Source organism: Kitasatospora putterlickiae (assembly GCF_039527695.1).
GTDB lineage: Bacteria > Actinomycetota > Actinomycetes > Streptomycetales > Streptomycetaceae > Kitasatospora > Kitasatospora putterlickiae.
In genome coordinates this window covers 11,061-14,436 of sequence record NZ_BAAAKJ010000147.1, presented here as the reverse complement: position 1 = coordinate 14,436, position 3,376 = coordinate 11,061, and the positions used below count along the sequence as shown (strand labels likewise).

3 protein-coding genes are annotated in these 3,376 nt (G+C 72.7%); all 3 read right to left on the bottom strand.

Going from position 1 to position 3,376, the window contains the following annotated elements; translation table 11 throughout:
- Positions 1-38 precede the first annotated feature (38 nt).
- Positions 39-1,586 (bottom strand): MFS transporter, encoded by a 1,548-nt coding sequence (locus ABD308_RS15345; RefSeq protein ID WP_344333867.1) that lies wholly within the window; start codon positions 1,584-1,586, stop codon positions 39-41.
- Positions 1,587-1,690: 104 nt separating this feature from the next.
- Positions 1,691-2,440, bottom strand: a complete 750-nt coding sequence (locus ABD308_RS15340; protein WP_344333865.1) for a thioesterase II family protein — start codon at positions 2,438-2,440, stop codon at positions 1,691-1,693.
- 85 nt (positions 2,441-2,525) lie between these two features.
- Entirely contained in the window at positions 2,526-3,308 is a 783-nt protein-coding gene (locus tag ABD308_RS15335) for an MSCRAMM family protein (protein ID WP_344333863.1), read from the bottom strand.
- Positions 3,309-3,376 lie beyond the last annotated feature (68 nt).

The window sequence follows — 3,376 nt, the reverse complement described above, 5'->3', positions numbered from 1 at the left end:
CCGCCGGACGGAGCCGGTGCGGGCGCGGGGCGTCGGAATCAAGCCACGCCGATGGCCTCGCGGGGCTCCCCCTCCTTCGCCGCCTGCTTGGGGAGCTTGGGCAGGAAGACCAGGGTGCAGATCAGACCGGCCACCGCGAAGCCCGCCGAGACCAGCAGCGCGAGGTTCAGGCCGTGGACGAAGGACTCCCGCACGGTGGAGTACAGCGCCGCGGAGCCGCTCTCCCGCGCGACGGCGAGCCCGCCGAAGACTCCCGACCTGGTCACCTCCGCCGCCTCGAACGGCAGTTCCAGCAGCGCCGGCCGGGCCAGATTCGACTGGTAGGAGGTCAGCAGCACACTGCCGAGCACCGCCGCGCCGAGCGGGGCACCGACCTTGTTGACGGCCTGCAGCACCGCCGAGCCGACACCGCTGCGCTCCTCGGGCACCTGGGACAGCACCACGGAGGTCGCGGTGGCCATCGACAGGCCCATGCCGACCCCGGACAGCGCCGTCCACGTCCCGGAGAGCCCCGCCCCGGAGCCGACCTCGGTGGTGGAGCCCAGCAGCAGTCCACCCGTCATCACCACGAACCCGGCGGCGATGACCGCCTTGGGGCCCACCAGCCTGGCCACCTTGTCGGCCGGCACCGCGCCGAGCACCAGGCCGCCGATCAGCGGCAGCAGCCGCAGGCCGGAGCCCATCGCGTCGGTGCCCTGCACGGCCTGGAAGTACTGCGGCATCAGGAAGATGACGCCGATGTTGGCCAGCGACACGAAGCCGATCAGGACCACGCCCCAGGTGTACGAGGACACCCGGAACAGCGCCGGGTCCACCATCGGCCGCCGGCCGCGCGAGGCCAGCCGGCTCTCGTAGCGGAAGAACAGGATGAGCAGCGCCACTCCGCCGCCGATCGCCAGCCAGGCCAGCCCGTCGCCCCAGCCCTGCTCGCCGGCCTCGATCAGGCCGTAGGTCACGGCGACCAGGCCGAGCACCGAGAGCACCGCGCCGCCCAGGTCGAAGGCGGACGGCTCGTCGGAGCGCGACTCGGGCACCAGCGTGGACACCACCACGGCGCCCAGCAGGGCGACCGGCACGTTGATCAGGAAGACCCAGCCCCACCAGACGTGCGTCAGCATCCAGCCGCCGAGCAGCGGGCCGAGCGGCAGCGCCAGGAAGTTGGACGCGGACCAGACGCCGACCGCCTTCGGCCGCTCCTCCTCGGTGAACAGCACGGTCAGGCCGGACAGCGCCATCACGATGATCCCAGCGCCGGCCACGCCGAGCACGCAGCGGGCCGCGATGAACTGCCAGGCGTTCTCCGCGTAGGCGCAGCCCGCCGAGGAGACCGCGAACAGCACCAGCGCGCCGATCAGCATCTTCCGCCGCCCGAGGCGGTCACCGAGCAGGCCGATGGGGAGCATCGAGGCCGCCAGGAACAGCAGGTAGGACGAGGAGAACCACTGCAGGTCGGTCTCGGTGGCGTCCAGGGCGTGGGAGAGCTGCGGCAGCGCCACGTTCAGGATGGTGCCGTCGAGGCCGACGGCGAGCATCGACAGGCTCAGCGCCCCCAGAGCCCACCATTTACGGCTCCCGGTGTCGGACATGAGGAACTCCGCTTCGATGAGATTGAACCGTCTTTTGAAGGTTACCCATTTTTTGGGAGTGCCGCTACCAGTTTTTACGAGCCGATGGGGAAAGGCGGACCGGCTCAGCCGGCGAGGGCCAGCAGACGCTCCCTGACCAGGTCCGTCACCGCGGGCGCGTCGTTGAGGTAGAAGTGGCCGCCGGGGAAGACCTCCAGGCCGAAGGCCCCGGTGGTGTGCTCCGCCCAGGCCGCGACGTTCTCGATCTCCGCCTGCTGGTCCCGGTCGCCGGTGAGCCCGAAGACCGGGCAGGTCAGCGCCGGCCCCTCCTGGTAGCGGTAGGTCTCGGCCGCCCGGTAGTCGCCGCGGACCACCGGCAGGTAGAGCCGGAGCAGCTCCGGCTCCTTCAGCAGGACCTCGGAGGCCCCGCCCAGCGACACCATCTCGGCCAGGAACTCCTGGTCCGGACGCCGGTGGATCCCCTCGTCCCGCACCCGGGAGGGCGCGCGGCGCCCCGAGGCGAACAGCGCCACCGGCACCGTGCCGGAGGCCTCCAGCCGCCGGGCGACCTCGAAGCCGATGGTGGCGCCCATGCTGTGCCCGAACAGCGCCAGCGGGAGGTCGTCCCAGACCTTCAGCGCCTCGGCGATCCGGTCGGCGGGCTCCGCGAGGTCGGTGAACAGCGGTTCGGTGTGCCGGTCCTGACGCCCCGGGTACTGCACGGCCAGCACCTCGGCCTCCGGGGCGAGGCAGCGCGAGAGCGGGAAGAAGTAGCTCGCCGAGCCGCCCGCGTGCGGCAGGCACACCAGGCGCACCCGGGCCTGCTCGGCGGGGTGGAAGCGGCGGAGCCAGGCGCTCTCCCGGTCGGTGGTCATGGCGGGTCCTTTCAGCAGGAGTTCAGGGAGGAGGGCACGCCGCATCGTCGCGGGCCCCCGCACGAGGGAGCCCGGTGACCCTTCGTCACCGGGCTCCGCGCTCGACCGTCAACGTCACGTCGGGCCGGTCCTGGTCGAGCACGACGCGCAGCGTCACCGCCGACGGTCCGTCGGCGATCAGGGTGTACGTGCCGGGGGGAACGGAACAGAACCCGAACCGGCCCCCGGCGCCGGTGGTCTCCCGCAGCGCCGAGCCGGAGTCGTCCGCCAGCCGCACCTGGAGGCCCTCGACCGGATCGCCGTCCGGATCCACGACCACCCCCCGCAGGTGCAGCAGCTTGCGCGGCAACTCCATGTCCACCAGCACGGGTTGACGCCCGGTGATGTCGAGCGGGCGGGTCACCGGCTCGTGCGCGCGGTGCACGGCCACCAGCCGGTAGCTCCCGGAGCACAGACCGCGCAGCTCGTACCGGCCCTCGGCGGAGGTCCGGGTGGAGCCGACCACCTCGCCGGCCTCGTCCATGAGCAGCACCAGGGCCTCCGGCACGGGCATCCGCAGCCAGTCGTCCCGGACGGCGCCCCGGACCATGGTGGCCTCCGGCAGCCGGACGGTCACCTCCGCGCAGTGGCGCGAGGACGACACCTCCACCTCGGCCACCTGGGGCAGGTGCCCGCGCGCGCCGACCAGCAGCACGTACTGCCCGGCGTCCGGGACCGCGAGGTCGTAGCGGCCGTCCTGATCCGCCGTGCCCTCGTCCAGCTGGCGGCCGTCGTGGTCGACGACGGTGAGGTGCGCCCCGCCGACCGGAAGGCCCCCGGTGTCCAGGACCCGCCCCCGTACGCCGGCGGAGCCGCGGCGCATGATCATCGTTGTCCGTACCTTTCGTGGTGGACTCGCCCCGGACACCCGGAACGAGGGGACACCGGTTCCGGGAC